This is a genomic window from Alteromonas ulvae (assembly GCF_048987005.1).
GTDB lineage: Bacteria > Pseudomonadota > Gammaproteobacteria > Enterobacterales > Alteromonadaceae > Alteromonas.
Genome location: NZ_CP185261.1, coordinates 1,290,382 through 1,308,983, shown reverse-complemented (window position 1 = coordinate 1,308,983; position 18,602 = coordinate 1,290,382). Strand labels below are relative to the sequence as shown.

The 18,602-nt window shown below is 44.3% G+C and carries 15 protein-coding genes; 5 read left to right on the top strand and 10 right to left on the bottom strand.

Annotated elements, in window-relative coordinates; translation table 11 throughout:
* Positions 1-198: 198 nt before the first annotated feature.
* The 4 genes from ACOJR9_RS05755 to ACOJR9_RS05740 form a co-directional block, all read right to left on the bottom strand.
* Positions 199-1,266: a FecR family protein gene (locus ACOJR9_RS05755; RefSeq protein ID WP_420935388.1), complete on the bottom strand. Its 1,068-nt coding sequence runs from the start codon at positions 1,264-1,266 to the stop codon at positions 199-201.
* 1 nt (position 1,267) lies between these two features.
* Positions 1,268-1,828, bottom strand: coding sequence for an RNA polymerase sigma factor (locus tag ACOJR9_RS05750; RefSeq protein ID WP_420935387.1), 561 nt, complete (start codon positions 1,826-1,828; stop codon positions 1,268-1,270).
* 180 nt (positions 1,829-2,008) lie between these two features.
* Positions 2,009-4,561, bottom strand: coding sequence for a TonB-dependent receptor plug domain-containing protein (locus ACOJR9_RS05745; protein ID WP_420935386.1), 2,553 nt, complete (start codon positions 4,559-4,561; stop codon positions 2,009-2,011).
* Between the two features lie 322 nt (positions 4,562-4,883).
* Positions 4,884-5,234, bottom strand: coding sequence for a Grx4 family monothiol glutaredoxin (locus tag ACOJR9_RS05740; RefSeq protein WP_420935385.1), 351 nt, complete (start codon positions 5,232-5,234; stop codon positions 4,884-4,886).
* Between the two features lie 430 nt (positions 5,235-5,664).
* On the opposite strand from ACOJR9_RS05740, the gene sodB reads away from it, so the two are divergent.
* The 4 genes from sodB to ACOJR9_RS05720 all read left to right on the top strand — a co-directional run bounded on the left by sodB (position 5,665) and on the right by ACOJR9_RS05720 (position 11,372).
* Positions 5,665-6,246 (top strand): superoxide dismutase [Fe], encoded by a 582-nt coding sequence (gene sodB, locus ACOJR9_RS05735; RefSeq protein ID WP_032094491.1) that lies wholly within the window; start codon positions 5,665-5,667, stop codon positions 6,244-6,246.
* A gap of 212 nt (positions 6,247-6,458) precedes the next feature.
* Positions 6,459-8,381: a PrkA family serine protein kinase gene (locus ACOJR9_RS05730; RefSeq protein WP_420935384.1), complete on the top strand. Its 1,923-nt coding sequence runs from the start codon at positions 6,459-6,461 to the stop codon at positions 8,379-8,381.
* 116 nt (positions 8,382-8,497) lie between these two features.
* Positions 8,498-9,847 (top strand): YeaH/YhbH family protein, encoded by a 1,350-nt coding sequence (locus ACOJR9_RS05725; protein WP_420935383.1) that lies wholly within the window; start codon positions 8,498-8,500, stop codon positions 9,845-9,847.
* A 10-nt stretch (positions 9,848-9,857) separates the two neighbouring features.
* Complete coding sequence (locus ACOJR9_RS05720; RefSeq protein WP_420935382.1) at positions 9,858-11,372, top strand: SpoVR family protein; 1,515 nt, start codon at positions 9,858-9,860, stop codon at positions 11,370-11,372.
* A gap of 81 nt (positions 11,373-11,453) precedes the next feature.
* Here the strand turns inward: ACOJR9_RS05720 and ACOJR9_RS05715 are convergent, their stop codons facing one another.
* The 3 genes from ACOJR9_RS05715 to prmB all read right to left on the bottom strand — a co-directional run bounded on the left by ACOJR9_RS05715 (position 11,454) and on the right by prmB (position 14,856).
* Positions 11,454-12,653 carry an MFS transporter gene (locus ACOJR9_RS05715; RefSeq protein WP_420935381.1) on the bottom strand — a complete coding sequence of 400 codons (1,200 nt, stop codon included), beginning with the start codon at positions 12,651-12,653 and terminating at the stop codon, positions 11,454-11,456.
* Between the two features lie 160 nt (positions 12,654-12,813).
* Entirely contained in the window at positions 12,814-13,911 is a 1,098-nt protein-coding gene (aroC, locus tag ACOJR9_RS05710; protein ID WP_420935380.1) for a chorismate synthase, read from the bottom strand.
* Between the two features lie 9 nt (positions 13,912-13,920).
* Complete coding sequence (prmB, locus tag ACOJR9_RS05705) at positions 13,921-14,856, bottom strand: 50S ribosomal protein L3 N(5)-glutamine methyltransferase (RefSeq protein ID WP_420936060.1); 936 nt, start codon at positions 14,854-14,856, stop codon at positions 13,921-13,923.
* 262 nt (positions 14,857-15,118) lie between these two features.
* On the opposite strand from prmB, the gene smrB reads away from it, so the two are divergent.
* Complete coding sequence (gene smrB / locus ACOJR9_RS05700; protein ID WP_420936059.1) at positions 15,119-15,622, top strand: endonuclease SmrB; 504 nt, start codon at positions 15,119-15,121, stop codon at positions 15,620-15,622.
* A 59-nt stretch (positions 15,623-15,681) separates the two neighbouring features.
* Here smrB and ACOJR9_RS05695 read toward each other — a convergent pair whose 3' ends face one another.
* The 3 genes from ACOJR9_RS05695 to gshA form a co-directional block, all read right to left on the bottom strand.
* Positions 15,682-15,804, bottom strand: coding sequence for a hypothetical protein (locus ACOJR9_RS05695; RefSeq protein WP_269529771.1), 123 nt, complete (start codon positions 15,802-15,804; stop codon positions 15,682-15,684).
* A gap of 437 nt (positions 15,805-16,241) precedes the next feature.
* Positions 16,242-16,880, bottom strand: coding sequence for a lipoprotein (locus tag ACOJR9_RS05690; protein ID WP_032094485.1), 639 nt, complete (start codon positions 16,878-16,880; stop codon positions 16,242-16,244).
* Positions 16,881-16,947: 67 nt separating this feature from the next.
* Complete coding sequence (gene gshA / locus ACOJR9_RS05685; RefSeq protein ID WP_420935379.1) at positions 16,948-18,567, bottom strand: glutamate--cysteine ligase; 1,620 nt, start codon at positions 18,565-18,567, stop codon at positions 16,948-16,950.
* Positions 18,568-18,602: the final 35 nt, after the last annotated feature.

Genomic DNA, 18,602 nt, shown 5'->3' with positions numbered 1-18,602 from the left:
AACTAAACCGTTGACGTTTCATGAAATGAGTGATGACTGCGAAATGCATGTACTGCAAGGTGATATATCGATGTGCTATTATTCTTTCGTATATTGTCACATTCAATCATCGGATGCCAATAGGCCAATGCCACTGCACAGACTATTTTTTACATATACTTTTTGCGTATATTCTTTACACCAATTCTTTACACAATATTACGATGCTACGGATAACTGAATGCTTGTATCGGTTATTTTTTCATAATTGATATTAAAACTGCTTTTCAGCGCTGACAGTAAGCCGTCGATATCGCCCACTTTAAAATAACCAGCAACTCGGCGTTTGCGCAAGCGTTCATCCGTTATAGTAAAGCGCACAGGCGTGTAGCGTCCTATTTCATCAAGCACAGCCTCTAGCGGCTCGCCTTTGAACACAATCATTCCCTGTTTCCATGCTAAATCATCATCGATGTCGTTTTTCGATAAGCTTTCGCGGGCTTCTACTTTTCCTTGCACCGTGGCTTTTTCACCCGCGAACATAAGCAGGCCTTCTTCGGTTATAGGCTTTTTCCCAAACAAGGATTCGGCAGAAGAGGAATCTCTGAACCGATCTTTGACTAACACTTTACCGTCTGTCACAACCAATTCAAACGCGTTGTCGTTAACGTACTGCATATTAAATGCTGTTCCTACCGCCGTTACCGTGTTGTTGCCTGCGGTTACTGAGAAGGGGCGAGATGTGTCGTGGGCCACTTCAAAATGAGCTTCACCTTTTAGCAGGACAATAGAACGCGCGTTCTGGGAAAAATCGACCGTAACGATAGAGTTAGTGTTTAAGTGCATGACAGATCCATCCGCCAAGGTAACGTTTTTTTGTTCTCCAATACCCGTTTCAACCTTTTCATTGATAGCGGCAAACTCCGGTGTATTGTCTAACCACACCTGCTGAACAATCGTCCCTATCGCTAACGTCATTACCAGGAAGGCAGCGGCAATACTCCACTTTCCACGATATTGAGAGGCGTTTTGACGTTTTGCTCTGTTTCCATCGTTTTTGCGCATGTGAGACTCGGGAAATAGGCCACTTAGCTCGTTGAGCACAGACATATCGTCCCAGAGGCTAGCAGCTTCAATAAGAGATTGACGGTGGGCGTTACTCTCGCTAAGCCAGCTATCGAGTTCTGCGAGTTCTTCATCTGTTAAGCCGCGATCTAAACGACTAATCCACAAGCAGGCATGCTCTTGGATATCTTCTTTACTGGAAAATTGGCGAATATTATTCATATTAACTACGGCTTATGTCCTGAGTCGCACTTAAAGGTGCTTGGGGTGATAAATTATCTTTTGACAGCTCGGCCAAATACCGAGAGCACATTACAAGACCTTTGGCGACATGCTTTTCCACAGTGCTCTCACTCAACCCCACGAGTTCAGCAATTTCTTTTTGTCGCATGCCATAGACTTTTTTCAATAAAAATACTCGCTTTACATCCGCAGACAGCGTATCTGTGGCTCGGCAAAAGTGAATAAAGCGTTCTTTACTTTCTACGTTTTTTTCTAAGCTGTGCCCTATCAACTCATAGGGCAGCAGATCCATATCGTCTAAATGCTGTTTATTTTTATTTTCAGCCTTCGACACATGGTTGAGCGCTAAGTTACGCGCCGTTTTAAGCATGTAGGTCCGTTCATATTGTATTTCTTGTTTTAATTCGGCCTCATAGCTCTTAATAAATGCTTCTTGCACTATATCTTCAATATCATCAGTACCAACAATAGTGCCTACCGCGCGCATTAACTTGCTTCGGTATTTTAAGAAGGTTTCAGCTACTGTCGACTTTCTGGTCATAAATCTCAAATGAGTGTGTTTCGAATTGCTTACAGATGTTCAAGGTATATAGATTTTGGGATAACACCGAAAATCTATAGCCCCTAATCATGCCTGTGTTTGTCAGGCTTTTCACGCATTAAATACGGATTTTTCGATAAGTAAAAAGGGAGCCAATGCTCCCTTTTCTAGACGTACAGGTTAGAACGTGTACATACCTCTTAGGTAGTAGAATCCACCATTAATACCAATTGGCGCTGTTGTGGGATATAACGACCCAGCGATACCCGCGTATTGCGTATTCTCGTCTGGGTATTCATCCAACGCGTTTCTAGCGCCAACAGTAAGCGTGAAGTCTTCTGTAAAGCTATACGCTACTTCTAAATCAACGGTAAATTCAGACCCAATTTTCTCAATTGGAAGGGCTGAGTCTAAGTGATCTTCAAACGTGCTGCCAAAATAGTTTAGGCGTGTAAGGAAACGCCAGTCACCGTTTGTATGGTTAGCCGTTGCGCTGTAGCGAACCGCTGGAAGGTTGTCTTCTAGCATGCGGATACGGAAATCTGAAATATTATCAGACGCGCGATCAACTACCGTCGATGTCCAGTTGTAAGCAAGAGAGAACTTGGTGTCTCCACCCAGCATTTCCATGCTGTAGTTTGCTACTACGTCAACGCCTTCCGTTGTGGTATCGAAGTCATTGGTAAAGAAGCTGATTTCAGAAAAACTAGACGCATCATTGATACCTTGAGAAATCAAGGTCGCAATATCTTCATCAGTCAACGCAATACCCGAAGCAGTACTTAAGCGGTCGGTAAGTTTGATGTTGTAGTAATCGGCCGTAATAAATAACCCACTGTCAAACTGTGCAACAATACCAAAAGTAATGCTTTCTGATTCTTCAGGCGTTAGCTGTTCACCGCCTTTAAGCTGCGACACTGGATCCGTTGGTGGAAGTGTCGCACGGTCAATAAGCTGCCCACCAGTACCAAACGCAGTCGTTACGTTACGAACGTTACTCTGGCCGAGTGTTGGTGCTTTAAAGCCCGTTGAGTAAGCACCACGGAATGCGATGTTCTCAAGAGCTTGCCAACGGAAAGCAATTTTACCTTTTGTCGTGTCACCGAAGTCTGAGAAGTCTTCATAACGAAGCGCACCAGCTAACATAAAGTTTTCAGTAATGTACGCTTCTGCATCGATATAAAATGCAATGTTATGACGAGACACAAGGCCTTGGCTATTCGCTGCTAAGCCAGGGAAACCATTTGAACCAATGCCAAAGCCTTGTGACGCCAATGGACCTATTTCATAGGACGCGGTATCACCTGCAAAACTCTCGTAGCTTTCGTGACGGTATTGGAAACCCGTTGCAACGAAAAGTGGCTCGTATAGGCCAACATCGAAAGGTTTAGTGAAATCTATATCTAGCGTTTGTTCAGATTGCGTGTAACGACCAGGGCTGAATTCAAACGGTGTATCTGGACCAAGAGATGGGTTGATAGTGTTGCTAATTTTGAAATCAACTTCGTTTTGACCTAAGTTGACGCTGACGTCATAAGTCACGTCGTTGTCTAACTCGCCTTTGGTACCGAATACCAAAGACATATCAGTTACTTCACCGCCGAAACGTGGTGTGAAGCCGCCAGGAAGGATTTCGTTGAACGCAAAGCAATCAGGATTGTTCGCCACTTCATTGATATAACGGTCGTTAGTCAGTACGTTTGCGCCAGGTGCAATATCAGTTGGACAGTTGCCCGACATATCACCGGTTAGGTCGCCCACAAGAAGCGAACCGTCGTTAGCGAAAACACCGCCGCGAGTGTGTGGGTTACGGTAATAGAAACCGCCTTCAACTTCACGCACCGCGTAGTTACCAAACATGTAGGCTTCTGAAGAGTCTGATAACTCTAGCCCCGCATTAGCGAAAAGCTTAATATCGTGCTTAATTTCAGGCGAACCCCATATTTGTGCTGGGTCAGCAACAAAGGTGTTGCCGGCTGCGACAAGTGCAGCAGCGTCGTCACGCTGCACGCTGCGAGACGTATCGTCTGCAGTGCGATATTCAGCAGAAAGGTTAATGAAACCGGCATCAGACAAGGGAAGACCAATGTTGCCTGAAAGCTGGATCATGTCACCATCACCTTCATAAAATGAGCCATAACGGGCTTCAAAAGTACCGCCTTCTGATGCATCGTTAAGTACAAAGTTAATAACCCCTGCAATGGCATCTGAACCGTATTGCGCAGCTGCACCATCACGAAGTACTTCTACCTGCTTTAATGCGGATGCTGGTATGACTGAAATGTCCGGGCCTTGTGCACCGTCTGAAAGACCGCCGCCAAGGAAAGTAATGACTGCAGAGCGATGACGACGCTTACCATTAACAAGAACGAGCGTATGATCCGCTGCCATACCACGCAAGTTTGCTGGGCGAACTAATGTTGATGCATCGTTGATGGGCTGGTCGTTCACGTTAAATGAAGGCACCACCGTTTGCATCATAGATACCATGTCAGTGGCACCTTGCTGCTTAAAGTCCTCGCTGGATATGATGTCAATTGGTACCGCTGAATCGCCAATTGAGCGCGGTGCTGCACGTGAACCCACTACCGCAATTTGTTCAAAATCTTTTGCTTTCTTTTCATCATCTGCTTCTTGCGCGTAAACAGGCGCGGCAGCAATAACGGAAAACGCAGCAGAAGCAGCAAGTACACTGCGTACGTTTTTAGTCAATAAAGACAAGTGTGTTTTCATGGTGTTTTCCCAGAGTTTTCTTTATCAGCTTTGGCGCTCTTTCGCCTCAAACCATAACCAGAGTGATAGCTGTAAAGTATTTTTTTATTCGACCTTCAACACTGACAACTGCTGTGTCAGCACGGCTTTTTATAGAGGGTAACGTATTAAAAAACAAACCTTTTTCGACAAAATAAAAATATATTTTCTATTCATAGAGGATTTCATTTTCTGGCTTGTCTATAGAGTTTTAGCGGAATTAAAAGCGGTGGATTATTGGGTGATTCTAATCAAAAAAGCCGACTAATAGTCGGCTTTCAAATAGGTAATTGAGATTTTCTCACTACTCTTCGTTTTTGTATTTTTCAGCCGTTTCCTTAACTAAAGGCTGTAGCTCATTTTGCTGAAACATTTCGATAATGATGTCACAACCGCCAACCAGTTCACCGTCAACCCAAAGTTGTGGAAACGTTGGCCAGTTTGCATACTTTGGTAATTCTGCACGAATGTCTGGGTTCTGAAGAATATCAACATAAGCGAATGCCTCTCCACAAGACATGAGAGCCTGAGATGCTTGTGACGAAAATCCACAGCTTGGAAGCTTAGGTGAACCCTTCATATAAAGTAGGATGGGGTTCTCTTCAATTTGTTGCTTAATTTTGTCAATCGTCGATTGGCTTTCAGTGTTATCCATTGGATCCTCTCAGCGGAATAGTTAATACTCAGGATGTGGGAATGCTCGTCACATTTATCAAGGGTAGAATATCATAAATTGTCATATTGTGATGTTATCCAGTGCCTAACACAATCAGTAATATGCGTAGTGATGAATCGAGTAACGTGACAGTCGCTGTGCCAGAGCCAATAATACACGTGTCAAAAAGTGATCTATCGAAAGGTCACATAGCTATCAAATGTATTGATAATTACTTCTCACAACCATAGACAAAAAATTCATAATTTTGTCATTGAGTTATAAGACTTTATCCCCACTTCTACGTTATGCTTTATCTTGCAACGATGCACATAACGATATTAGTGAGCTAAATTAGCACGTTGTCCTCTATTTGCAGGCTTTAGAGGGTTAATAGCGTTATATCTATAAACTAATCATGGAGACCGACATGGCTTTTGAATTACCAGCATTACCATACGAACAAAACGCACTAGAACCGCATATTTCTGCTGAAACCCTTGAGTACCACTATGGCAAGCATCACGCTACCTATGTAACTAAGCTTAACGGCCTAGTGGAAGGTACTGATATGGCGAGCAAGAGCCTAGAAGAAATCATTAAGGCTTCTGAAGGCGGTGTATTCAATAACGCAGCTCAAGTGTGGAACCATACTTTCTACTGGAATTGCCTAAGCCCAAATGGCGGCGGCGAGCCAACAGGTGCAGTAGCTGACGCAATCAATGCAAAATGGGGCTCTTTCGCCGACTTCCAAGCAGCGTTTAATGACAAAGCAGTGAACAACTTCGGTTCAAGCTGGACGTGGCTAGTAAAAACAGCTGACGGCAGCCTAGATATTGTTAATACAAGCAATGCTGAAACACCTATTTCAGGTGACTCGCTAACGCCAATCCTAACCGTTGACCTTTGGGAGCACGCATATTACATCGATTACCGTAATGCTCGTCCAAAGTACCTAGAAAACTTCTGGGCACTGGTAAACTGGGAATTTGCTAACAGCAACCTAGCGTAACCGACTTTTCTCTACACAGGGTGAGCGCTATACAGAGCGGCCCCTGATAGAAATAAATCGCTACAAATAGCTGAATATGAAAGCCTCGCACCAGCGAGGCTTTTTTGTGTTCCGCGACAAAACTCTCTAAAAAAGTTAACCTACAAAACCTTACCTTTTTAAGAATACCGACTAACATGAAAGTACGGGGTTCTGTTTTCTAAGGGGTATTTATGGGTATCTTTGAGCACTATCAAAGTCGCTATGAGGAGCGTAAACAGGAAGAGTTTACCATTGGAGAATTCCTTGAAATCTGCAAGGAAGATGCTCTGGCCTATGCCAACGCCGCCGAACGTCTCTTAATAGCCATTGGTGAACCTGAGCGGATTGATACCGCCAGCGATCCACTACTCAGTCGCATTTTTTCTAACCGTGTCATTTCTCGCTATCCAGCTTTTTCAGAATTTTATGGTATGGAGGAGGCGATTGAGCAAATCGTGTCATATTTAAAACATGCCGCACAGGGATTAGAGGAGCGTAAACAAATCTTATATTTGCTAGGTCCTGTTGGCGGCGGTAAATCGTCATTGGCCGAACGACTAAAAGAGCTGATGCAAAACGTCCCTATTTATATGCTAAAAGGCTCACCGGTAAATGATCACCCTTTTTGCTTATTCGATGAAAATGAAGATGGTGACATTTTAAAACGAGAATACGGTGTGCCAAAGCGCTATCTCAAAACCATCATGTCACCATGGGCACGCAAACGTCTGCATGAATTTAATGGGGACATTACCCAGTTTAGAGTTGTAAGGGTCTATCCCTCAATACTCGACCAAACCGGTATCGCGAAAACCGAGCCTGGTGATGAGAACAACCAAGATATTTCTGCGCTGGTAGGGAAAGTAGATATTCGCCGGCTCGAGGAATATGCTCAAAATGATCCTGATGCCTACAGTTACTCTGGTTCATTATGCAAGGCCAACCAAGGGTTAATGGAATTTGTTGAGATGTTTAAAGCACCTATCAAGGTGTTACATCCTTTGCTTACTGCAACGCAAGAAGGTAATTACAATCCCACAGAGGGGTTTTCAGCATTGCCGTTTGATGGCCTTATACTGGCTCACTCAAATGAATCCGAATGGCAATCCTTTCGCAACAACAAAAACAACGAAGCGTTTCTAGACAGGGTGTACATTGTTAAAGTGCCTTACTGCCTGCGAGTGAGTGAGGAAATAAAAATTTATAAGAAGCTACTAGACACCAGTGAGTTGCATTGCGCACCCTGTGCTCCAGACACATTGGAATGTTTGGCTCAGTTTATTGTTCTCTCTCGTCTCAAAGAGCCCGAAAATTCGAGTTTATTTTCTAAAATGCGTGTGTACGATGGAGAAAGCCTAAAAGATACAGATCCAAAAGCGAAGTCGTATCAAGAGTATAGAGACTACGCGGGAGTTGATGAGGGCATGGAAGGCCTTTCCACTCGCTTTGCGTTTAAAATTTTATCTAGGGTGTTTAATTTCGACAGCCAAGAAGTGGCAGCAAACCCTGTGCACCTATTCTACGTTTTAGAGCGACAAATTGAGCGTGAACAGTTTAACCAAGAAATTGCAGACAGGTACCTCGAATTTTTAAAAGGCTACCTTACTCCTCGATATGTGGAGTTTATTGGGAAAGAGATACAAACCGCCTATTTAGAAAGCTACTCGGAATATGGTCAAAACTTGTTTGACCGTTATGTCACTTATGCTGACTTTTGGATCCAGGACCAAGAGTATCGAGACCCCGAAACTGGCCAGTTGTTCGACCGTGAAGCGCTGAATGCAGAGCTTGAAAAAACGGAAAAGCCAGCGGGAATAAGCAACCCAAAAGATTTTAGAAATGAAATCGTAAACTTTGTGCTTCGCGCCAGAGCGAATAACAACGGTAACAATCCTTCGTGGACCAGTTATGAAAAATTGCGCACCGTGATTGAAAAGAAAATGTTCTCAAATACTGAAGATTTGTTGCCCGTCATTTCGTTTAACGCAAAAGGCTCCACTGAGGAGCAGAAGAAGCATGACGACTTTGTTAACCGCATGACCGAAAAAGGCTATACGCAAAAGCAAGTAAGATTACTCTGCGAATGGTATCTCCGAGTGAGAAAGGCGTCGTAAAGACGCGCTTTCTTTCTACCTATCGAATTCTCATTTTTGTGAATTTTGAATGTATGAATTCTCACAGTATGAGGTCGAAGTTTAATACACGAGTATCATTATGTAAGTAGGTGTTTATGGCCCATTTTATTGACCGAAGGCTCAACAGCAAAGGCAAAAGCACGATAAACCGGCAGCGCTTTATTAAACGCTACAAGCAGCAAATAAAGCGGGCGGTGTCAGACGCAGTAGGTAAGCGTTCGGTAACCGATGTGGAATCTGGTGAACAAATTAGCATTCCCACACGGGATATTTCAGAACCCGTATTTCACACTGGGAAAGGCGGACTGCGTGATATGGTCCATCCCGGCAACGACCAGTTTTCTGAGGGTGATAAAATTGAGCGTCCCCCTGGCGGAGCTGGCCGGGGCAATGGAGACGGAGACGCCAACAACGACGGCGAGGGGCAAGACGAATTTGTCTTCTCTATTTCTAAAGACGAGTATTTAAGCATTCTGTTTGAAGATCTTGAATTGCCGAACCTACAAAAAAACCAATTCAATCACGTTACACAATACGAAACGTATCGAGCGGGTTATCAAACCGATGGCATTCCCTCTAATTTAGATATTGTGCGTTCATTAAAAGGCTCTGTGGCCAGGCGAATTGCCTTAACTGCGGCGGACAAACGTAAGCTAAAAGAATTGGAGGCACGCTATGAGCGATTGAAAGCTAGTGAGAGTGATAATACTCAAAAGAGCTCACACGAAAGCCTCTATGACAGTAAAAATGACAGCTCGCACGCAAATTTGCATCTAGGAACACGAGAGCTCATTGCTCTAGAAACCGATATTGCCGCTTTAAAAGCCAAAATCGCCAAAGTGCCCTTTATTGATACCTTTGATCTGCGTTTCAAAAATTATGATAAACGCCCGCTTCCTAGCAGCAAGGCCGTAATGTTTTGTCTTATGGACGTATCTGGCTCCATGGATCAGGCCACAAAAGAAACGGCGAAGCGATTTTATATTTTGCTTTATCTGTTTCTCAGTCGTACTTATGAAAATGTTGACGTTGTGTACATTCGCCATCATACACAGGCAAAAGAGGTAGACGAACAGGAATTCTTTTATTCTCAGGAAACCGGCGGGACTATTGTCTCAAGTGCATTGACATTGATGAAAGACATCATCGAACAACGATACAGCGACGGCCTCTGGAATATTTATGGAGCCCAAGCGTCTGATGGTGATAATTGGGCAGATGACTCACCAAAATGCAGTGCGTTGCTTGCACATCATCTGTTACCCGTTTGCCGTTACTACACGTATATTGAGATAACGGAACGCCCCCATCAAAGCTTATGGAAAGGGTTTGAGCAAATCAGCGCTACCCACGACAACTTCATGTGTAAGCATATTGAATCACAAGCTGATATCTATCCCGTGTTCAGAGAGATATTTAAACGCGCAGATGCTGACGCACGTTAAGGAGCCTTTTATGTCGACTATCCCCAAATCAAATCAATTTCATAAGCTTAGCGATGGACCTGACTGGAACTTTGACTTGCTTGGTGAGTACGAGCAACATATTGACCGAATAGCAAACGCATTCAAGCTAGACACCTACCCCAACCAAATTGAAGTTATTACCGCAGAACAAATGATGGATGCCTACGCCAGTATAGGTATGCCACTTAACTACACCCACTGGTCGTTTGGTAAAAAGTTTATTCAGACTGAGCAGCAGTATAAACGGGGGCAAATGGGGTTAGCGTATGAAATAGTCATTAACTCAAGCCCGTGTATTGCTTATTTAATGGAAGAAAATACCATCACCATGCAGGCGTTAGTTATGGCCCATGCATGCTACGGCCACAACTCCTTTTTTAAAGGTAACTACCTTTTCAAAACGTGGACCGATGCTGACTCAATCATCGACTACCTAGTGTTTGCAAAAAACTATATTGCCGAATGCGAACAAAAATTTGGCTTTGAGGAGGTCGAAAATACTCTTGATTCGTGCCACGCGTTAATGAACTTTGGCGTAGATAGGTATAAGCGGCCTCAGAAAATATCCCTACAGGAAGAAAAGAACCGTCAGCGAGAGCGCGAGACTTACCTGCAGTCGCAGGTCAATGAGCTATGGCGAACACTGCCTGAGAACGCACGAAAACATAATACACACCCTCGCCGTTTTCCTAGCGAACCCCAAGAAAACCTTCTCTATTTTATTGAAAAGAATGCGCCACTATTAGCGCCTTGGCAGCGTGAGATTGTAAGAATAGTGCGCAAGGTGTCGCAATATTTTTATCCGCAAAAGCAAACCCAGGTAATGAATGAGGGATGGGCCTGTTTTTGGCATTATCACATTCTAAATAAGATGTACGACGACAAACTGGTAAGCGACAGGTTTATGATGGAGTTTCTGCACAGTCACTCAAGCGTAGTCATGCAGCCCGAATACAACAGTCCGTATTATTGTGGCATTAATCCCTACGCGTTAGGCTTTTCTATGTTTATGGATATTAAACGGGTTTGCCAATCGCCTACTGAAGAAGATTATTACTATCTTCCCAGCATCGCAGGGAAGGACTGGTTAGAAACAGTACATTTTGCCATGCAGAACTTTAAAGACGAAAGTTTTATTAGTCAGTTCTTATCCCCAAAAATCATTCGAGACTTCAAGCTATTCGCTCTTGAAGACGACACCTCAAAATCGTTTATAAGCGTAAGTGCCATTCACAATGAAAAGGGGTACAGCACAATTAAAGAAAAGCTCTCGGCGCAATATAACTTGAGCAATTTAGAGCCTAATATTCAGGTATACAACGTAGATATAAGCGGCGACCGGTCACTGACGTTACGCTACATCCCTCAACACGATATCCCTCTTGCCGAGTCAAAAGATGAGGTTATGCGTCATTTGCATCGACTGTGGAAATTTGATGTCAGATTAGAGCAGGAGCATAAAAGCGGTAAAGTCGACGTGATTTCACAATGCCCTAGCCCCTAGTCCTTTGATACGTAGCCTTCTGATACGTAGCCTTCCAAAAACTTGGCCTTCTGAAGCATAGCCTTCAATTTAGTGGGTTGATTAGGCTTGTTGAGGTGCCTTACCATCCATCACGTTTTTAGAGCACAAGAAAAGAGACAGCGCCCCCACGGCAGCGAAAACGGCTGCAGTCACAAATGTTTCATAGGCATTGGTGCCTTGTGACCACTGCTGACCCGCAAGGTAATTACCAGACGCGCCACCTAAACCGAAGGCAATACTGATATACACAGCTTGCCCGCGGCTGTGAAATGCTGCGGGTAGATACTGATGAATAAAGTGAACAGACACCGCGTGAGTCAATCCAAAGCTTAATGCGTGAATAACTTGGCTAAGCACAATCACAGATATATGTTGGGCAAAGTCGGCAAGCAAGTACCATCGCAGAGCCGTCAATGCGATACTCGCAAACAGCAAATTCCACACGCCAAAACGGCTGATAAGATGTCTGGCAACTAAGAATATGCCCACCTCAGCCAGCACACCAAGTGCGATAAATACGCCGGTTTGCTGACCCGAGTATCCGAGATCTCGCATGTACAATGCAAAGAAGCCATAGAAAGCACCAAAGCTAATTTGTAGACATGCAGAGGCAAAAATAAATACCGCAAACGGTTTTTGCTTAACGAACGTCCAAATACTCCCAGGCTCACTTTCAGTTTCTGATTTCTTAGCCGGCGCAGTAATGAATAATGTACTGATGAATAGTAGCGATAGCACCCCAACACTGACATACACCGGAGTTTCGGTGGAAAACATATCGAGGGCTTTACCCGCAGTCACGGTCAAGCAGATAAAACCAATGCTGCCCCACAGTCTTATTTGCCCGTAGTTAGCGGTACTCGTAGAGACTGCGTTCATTGTGATCACCTCCAGTTGAGGCAATACCGCTGTCCAAAACATCATCATAAGACCGAAGGCAAGAGTGAGCCCCCAAAAGCTGGAAAAGTAAAACACCGAGCTAAAGGTGAGCACTGTTAGCAGGCAGCCAAGTCGCATAATGCCCACCGCATTGCCCGTTTTATCTGCCACACCTGCCCACAGTCCGGGCCCTAAAATACGCGCTAACGTAATAACAGCAAATAGCTCACCTATGTCCTGCGACGAAAAGCCTCGACCGTCTAAAAAAATACCTAAATAGGGAACAAGCACACCAAGTTGACCAAAGTAGAGCCAATAGGTTAATGCTAGAACTATGAGAGACTTTTTGCTGGTAACCGCAGAGTGATTAGGAGAGGTCAATGCGTAGCTCCATATTAAAAAATTCCATGTACATCGACTATATAAAAAGGCGCCACTAGTATAACTCTAGGGCGCCGATAAAAGTCTTTTTAAGGCTGGGAATTGCACAAAAAACCAAGGCCCCCTTATGGCGCCAAGAAAACGATACAATCGAAATTGCTTAACGGCTTCCAGAAATAGGCGCAGTCGTTGATACAACGCCCATGTTTTGTGCGCGGTGGCGTAATAGATGGTCCATCAATACTAACGCCATCATTGCCTCAGCAATAGGCACAGCGCGAATGCCAACGCAGGGGTCATGGCGACCTTTTGTCACAATATCAATTGCTTCGTTTTGCTTATTGATGGTCGTACCTGGCACAGAAATACTCGACGTTGGCTTTAATGCCATGTGAACTTCAATGTCTTGCCCCGTAGAAATACCACCCAGTACGCCACCGGCATGATTAGACGCGAAGCCTTCAGGAGTCAGCGTATCGCGGTGCTCACTGCCCTTTTGATTGATAACGTCAAACCCATCGCCAATCTCAACGCCTTTAACCGCATTGATACCCATCATGGCATGCGCAATTTCTGCATCTAGTCTGTCAAACACGGGCTCACCAAGGCCTACAGGCACGTTTTTAGCGACCACTGACACTTTCGCGCCAATACTGTCACCAGACTTCTTTAAATCGCGCATGTATTCGTCGAGAGTGTCTAGTTTGCTCTCGTCTGGACAGAAAAAAGGATTGGTATTGGTAATAGAATGATCTACATTCTCTACAGCAATGGGGCCCAATTGAGATAGATAGCCCAGCACTTCGATACCGTGAACTTCTTTGAGGTATTTTTTTGCAATACCACCCGCTGCTACGCGAATAGCTGTCTCGCGGGCAGATGAGCGACCACCTCCGCGATAATCGCGGCTGCCATATTTTTGATCGTAGGTATAGTCGGCGTGGCCAGGACGAAACCGGTCGGCAATATTGCCGTAATCTTGGCTTCGTTGGTCTTTGTTTTTAATTAACAGGCCAATACTGGTTCCCGTTGTTTTGCCCTCAAAAACGCCAGAAAGGATTTGTACCTCATCATCTTCTCTACGAGCAGTGGTATAACGAGACGTTCCCGGCTTTCTTCTGTCTAAATCAATCTGAAGGTCTTCTTCAGTAATTTCCAATCCTGGAGGGCAACCGTCTACGACACCGCCAATGGCAATACCGTGGCTTTCCCCGAACGTGGTTACAGTAAAAAGTTTCCCGAAGCTGTTACCTGACATAATTAACCATTAATCCTTACTACTAAAATACTGAACCAGTGTGTCTTTATTCACAGCAAAGATGCCTTGGCCGCCGTTTTCAAATTCTAACCAAATAACTTCTAAGCCAGGAAATCTCTCATTCATGTGCACTTCGCTATTACCCACTTCGATAAATAGCCAACCGCCATCGCTTAAATACGCAGGGGCCTGACGCAACATGGTATCGACTAAATCAAGGCCATCTTCTCCTGCGGCAAGCGCGAGTTCTGGCTCATGATGGTACTCTTCTGGGAGATCTGCCATATCTTGTGCATCAACATACGGCGGGTTTGAAATAATTAAATCGTACTTTTGCCCTTCAAGGCTTGTGAATAAATCAGACTGAATGGGATAAACGCGATGACTAAGGCCATGCTCTTGTATGTTGATATCTGCCACTTCTAGTGCGTCTGAGCTAATATCCACCGCATCTACCTGCGCTTCTGGATAAGCATGTGCAAGTGCTATTGCAATGCAGGCTCCCCCAGTACACATATCAAGGATCATTGACGGCTCGCTTTCTACAAACGGCGAGAAGTGGTTTTGAATTAACTCAGCAAAGGGTGAACGAGGAATGAGCACTCGTTCGTCAACATAAAACGGCATACCGCAAAACCATGCTTCGTTCGTAATGTAGGGCAAAGGCATGCGTGTTTGTACACGCTTTAATACAAGCTCTGCTATTTTCTCACGCTCACTTTTTGTAAGGCGAGAAGACAATACATGTTCTCCCACTGACGATAAGATAGGGTGTGGAAGGTGGAGGGCTTGCAATACCAAGCTTATTGCTTCGTCCCACGCATTGTCAGTGCCGTGACCAAAGTAGAGTTCAGCGTCATTAAAACGGCTTGTTGCCCATCGGGTCATATCAAGCAATGTGTGCAGATCGTCAATGGCTTCTTCTAGGTAAAACTTATCGGTCATAGCGTTTGGGTACATCAATATTTTTAAAGCTGGTATCATACCCAAACTTCATGCTAATTCACATAATTAACTGTGGGTGCAGCAGCGTCGAAAGGTATTTTATTAACGCTCGCTTTTGACAGAAGCTTCTTGCTTCTTTGAAAGCCCAATGCAGAGTAGATTCATTATGAAAGTGTTTAAAAAAGAATTGAAAGCGTTGAAAAAGCAGCAAAGTACGCACGCGCCTGCCGTTCAAGAAGAGACCTTTTCGTTTACCGACGCCATGGCTGGCGTAAAGCCGTTGGCTCAAGATAAAGTAGAGCCAAATAAGCAAGTAGAGCTGTTTAAAAAGAAACAGCAGTCGTCGGCTAAAAATCTTAAACACAGTAAACAACTTGCTGCGTCGTTTAACTTTTCAGACATGTACCAAGCCGTATTGCCACAAGAAGGCCCGATGCGTTATTGCCGCAGCGATGTGCCTACCCATGTGTTAAAGCAGTTGCGACGCGGTGATTTTTCGCCAGAGCTGCATTTAGATCTTCACGGACTGACCAGAGAAATGGCAAAAGATGAAATTGCCGCGCTCATTTACGCCGCGAGAAAAGATCTTGTAGACTGCGCTTGTATTATGCACGGCTTTGGACAAGGCGTACTGAAAGCCACCCTGCCCCATTACTTGGTTCAACATCCCCACGTTAAAGCGTTTCACCAGGCACCGTTAGAATATGGCGGTAAAGCCGCTTTACTGGTACTGCTTGATGTGCCGATAGTTAATGGTAAACAGTAGCCTTTCCATACTATTGCCTGATAAATACAAGACTGCCAAAACCGTGATGCCAACGGCTTCTACTTTCCAGCCGCGCTGTTGTGCATAAATAAGTAAGTGTAGTACACCATCATTGCAACGATGATACCTATGCCTAACAGCGAACCCCACACCACCGGATCTTTAATCATTGTCCACAACATAATTGTTTTCTCCATAAGTACGTAAAATTAGTACGTAAAATAAACACGTAAGCAAGCACGTGAATAAAAAATCTATAGTTGAAGTGTATGGAAGTGCGGGAGCTGTGGTTATGATCTAGATCAACAGCGTAAAAAGGATGCATGGTTTCCCATGGGTATCTTGATCTGCATCAAGACATAGAGGGTCACAAAAAATACATAAAATTGCTATTGCAAATCATTCTCATTTGCAATACATTGAGTATGCCTGTTCGACGTTGGGTCAAAAATACGGTCTTAGCTTAGCGTCGCTGAGGGGGGAGAGGTAATCTGCCCCCTCTTTTTTTGTTCTAATATTTTATGATTTTGTTTTGATATATGCTGCTTATTAATAGCTAATTTCAACGAGCGTGTAACAGCCCGCAGAGCGACAAGAGCAAACACTTTACGAAGTAGCTTTAGCTGAATAGCTTCATAAACCAACCTTTCTGAAGATCTTCTTCACAGGTTTTTAGCTGAGTGGCATAGCGTAACGAGCGCGCTTTGACCTTTGATGCCACCTTTTTAAGCCATGGCTTTCTATCGTAGCTGCGGCGCTTATACCCGCCCCAACCTTCATGGTAATTAAGGTACTGGGCGTAAGCATCCCATTTAGACACACCATTGACCTTTTGCGATTTGTAGATAAACCAGCCCATAAAATCAATGGCATCTTCAAAGTCGTCTCGATCTGCGCCACTGCTATCTGTTTCTCTTATGTAATCTTCCCATGTGGGCGTTTTCGCTTGTGAATAGCCGTAAGCTGAGCTCACTCGGCCCCAGGGAACTAAACCGAAAAACACATAATCTCTTGGAGGAAGTGCATCGTGTCTAAAAGAGCTCTCTTGGTACATCATCGCCATAGGAATATGAATTGGAACGCCCCATTTATCCCTCGCATCGGCAGCGGCATCGTACCAATCTTCTTTTTCGTAGAAGATTTCACACAAGTTACTGCTGTTTTTCGGGGGCGTTGTGGCACACCCTGCGATTAACAACGGAAAAAGAACGATAAGGGCTGATAAAAAAACAACCCATTTTTTGAACTTTTGGCTCATAGCGTGTCTTAATTAATGTTCTAGTAAAATGTGTGTTTCCCTGGAACCCTTTAATGCCTGACCTATGTCAGGCATTTTTTTTTGCTTGGGGCTCGGCAAAATAGTCAGTAATAAAGGTATCAAAGTCTTTTTCATCCGACGCCTCTATTTCTCGCTGTGCGTCAAAAGAGCTTTCGCCCTGTTTAATAAACTCAGCACTATCGGTAAACGTGTAGTCAAACCCTTTCATTTCGTTGCTGTATTTCTGCGCTAACTCTAGCCCAAAAACACTATTGTCTTTGTCACCATCTAATAAGATTTGAAGTATTTTCCCTGAAGGCGTTAAAGCGGGGTTTTGAATTTTAGCGTATTCGTCACTCACCGCCTTGGTGTATTGTTTTGTGTTATTTGCTTCATCAAGCAATGTGGCCGCTTGGCCAAAGTAGGCAAAAAGCTTTTCGCTCCATTGAGGTAACGATACCGCATTGCCGTTTTCTGTCAGCATTAGCTCCGGGTTTCGCCCTTCCAATACAACGCGATCCATATTTCCTTTTGCTTCATTAAGCTGTTTTTCGTCTAACGCTTCACTGGGCATCAGCAAACAAGAAAGCAGAAATACATCAAGAAAATCAAACTGCGAATCAGAAATGCCTATGGCAGAAAACGGGTTTACATCTAATGCACGTACTTCAATATAACTAATACCGCGTCTTACGAGAGCGTCGGTGGGCTTCTCCATTGACTCAGTAGGCTGCTTAGGACGAATAGGAGAATAAAGCTCGTTCTCAATTTGAATAATATTGTGATTGAGCTGCTGATAATTTCCGCCTTCGCCTGAGGCAAATCGCTCAAAACGAGTGGAAGGTGTTCTCATCGCTTCGCGCAACAAACGAACGTAATTATCCAATTCGTTGTAGCAAATTTTCAGCGAGGATTGTTCTGCGCTGGTATAGCCTAAGTCGCTCATTCTAAGCGATGTGGCGTAAGGCATGTACAGTGTACCTTTACCCACCTTCTTAAACGGCAGACTGTGCTCCTTGCCTTTTAAGAATGAGCTGCATAAAGCTGGAGATGCACCGTATAAATAAGGGATTAACCAGCACAAGCGACGATAGTTTCTAATAAGGCCAAAATACTCTGCCGACGTTTGGTCTTGTGAATGAGTAGTTCCATTTTGTTTCGCCCACAGTGCCCAAAAGCTCTCTGGTAAGGAAAAGTTAAAATGAACACCCGCGATAGCCTGCATCATACTACCGTAGCGGTTTTTAAGCCCGATGCGATACACGCGCTTCATTTTACCCACGTTAGACTCACCAAAGTAGGCAATGGGAATTTCCGTCTCATCATCGATAAAGCAGGGCATGCTAAGCGGCCAAATTCGCTCTTCTTCAATATTATCCGCAACAAAGCGGTGAATATCTTTAAGTTGTGCAATGGTCTTTGCTGAGCTTGCCTCTGGAGGAGTAATAAACTCTAACAAAGACTCAGAAAAGTCTGTCGTGATAGATTCGTGAGTCAGGGCCGAGCCCAACGGCTTAGGATGTGGCGTTTGTGCCAACGTACCGTTTGGATTGATTCGAAGCGCCTCTCGCTCTACACCGCGCTTTATGTCTTTTAACGAGGCTAAAAATTCTGGCGATTTAAGCGCCTTAACGCGCGCGTCGAAACAAGTGTTGTCTGCTGTCAAAATGGTATTCCGTGATGTCATTATTGCGCCCAGTTTTGGAAGTCATGAGCGGCAAT

Coding starts and splice junctions, on each gene's coding strand:
- ACOJR9_RS05755 (WP_420935388.1), bottom strand. CDS start 1,266: ATGAATAATATTCGCCAATTTTCCAGTAAAGAAGATATCCAAGAGCAT.
- ACOJR9_RS05750 (WP_420935387.1), bottom strand. CDS start 1,828: ATGACCAGAAAGTCGACAGTAGCTGAAACCTTCTTAAAATACCGAAGC.
- ACOJR9_RS05745 (WP_420935386.1), bottom strand. CDS start 4,561: ATGAAAACACACTTGTCTTTATTGACTAAAAACGTACGCAGTGTACTT.
- ACOJR9_RS05740 (WP_420935385.1), bottom strand. CDS start 5,234: ATGGATAACACTGAAAGCCAATCGACGATTGACAAAATTAAGCAACAA.
- sodB (WP_032094491.1), top strand. CDS start 5,665: ATGGCTTTTGAATTACCAGCATTACCATACGAACAAAACGCACTAGAA.
- ACOJR9_RS05730 (WP_420935384.1), top strand. CDS start 6,459: ATGGGTATCTTTGAGCACTATCAAAGTCGCTATGAGGAGCGTAAACAG.
- ACOJR9_RS05725 (WP_420935383.1), top strand. CDS start 8,498: ATGGCCCATTTTATTGACCGAAGGCTCAACAGCAAAGGCAAAAGCACG.
- ACOJR9_RS05720 (WP_420935382.1), top strand. CDS start 9,858: ATGTCGACTATCCCCAAATCAAATCAATTTCATAAGCTTAGCGATGGA.
- aroC (WP_420935380.1), bottom strand. CDS start 13,911: ATGTCAGGTAACAGCTTCGGGAAACTTTTTACTGTAACCACGTTCGGG.
- prmB (WP_420936060.1), bottom strand. CDS start 14,856: ATGACCGATAAGTTTTACCTAGAAGAAGCCATTGACGATCTGCACACA.
- smrB (WP_420936059.1), top strand. CDS start 15,119: ATGGCTGGCGTAAAGCCGTTGGCTCAAGATAAAGTAGAGCCAAATAAG.
- ACOJR9_RS05695 (WP_269529771.1), bottom strand. CDS start 15,804: ATGTTGTGGACAATGATTAAAGATCCGGTGGTGTGGGGTTCGCTGTTA.
- ACOJR9_RS05690 (WP_032094485.1), bottom strand. CDS start 16,880: ATGAGCCAAAAGTTCAAAAAATGGGTTGTTTTTTTATCAGCCCTTATC.
- gshA (WP_420935379.1), bottom strand. CDS start 18,567: ATGACATCACGGAATACCATTTTGACAGCAGACAACACTTGTTTCGAC.